We start from the raw sequence: 501 nt of genomic DNA, 5'->3' as shown, positions 1-501 counted from the left end.
ATGCGTCAATATTTTTTTATGACGCTTTTGTTTATTCATCCTGTGGAAAACACTTGAAAAAAGACGCATTTAACTTGAAAAAAGACGCATTTAACTTGAAAAAAGACGCATTTAATTCTTATAAGATATTGATTTTAAATAAAAAAAAACCATATAAAAACAAGAAAAAACAAGAAAAAACGCAAAGCATGTGGAAAACTTGCAAATTTTCTAACCAAAAACTGCTACTCGTGAAGAAGTAAATTTCATTTGAAAGAAAATTAGAAATACCAAAAAAATGTTACGAAGTGCATTAGCTACATTAGCAAGAAGTAACCTAACTGGATCAGACTATAAGGTATTTTTGAAGCTTGCTTCGGTGCTAATAGATCTTATCTAGTTAATTTAGATTTCGATTGAAGAGATAATTAGAACTCACTTCGTTCGTCCATAAATCAATGAAATGAGAGGCTACCGCCTCTCAAACTCTCCGTGCACTCACCAAAATCATGATCTCAAAGC

At 31.1% G+C, this 501-nt stretch carries 1 protein-coding gene; it reads left to right on the top strand.

Going from position 1 to position 501, the window contains the following annotated elements; translation table 11 throughout:
* The coding region (locus tag ABD917_RS08855; protein ID WP_345119687.1) for a hypothetical protein at positions 1 to 242 on the top strand (242 nt) is incomplete at its 5' end.
* Between the last annotated feature and the right edge of the window lie 259 nt (positions 243 to 501).

This window comes from Bartonella pachyuromydis (assembly GCF_039543065.1).
GTDB lineage: Bacteria > Pseudomonadota > Alphaproteobacteria > Rhizobiales > Rhizobiaceae > Bartonella > Bartonella pachyuromydis.
The sequence above is the reverse complement of the archived record's forward strand: the minus strand, read 5'-3'. Positions and strand labels throughout refer to the sequence as shown.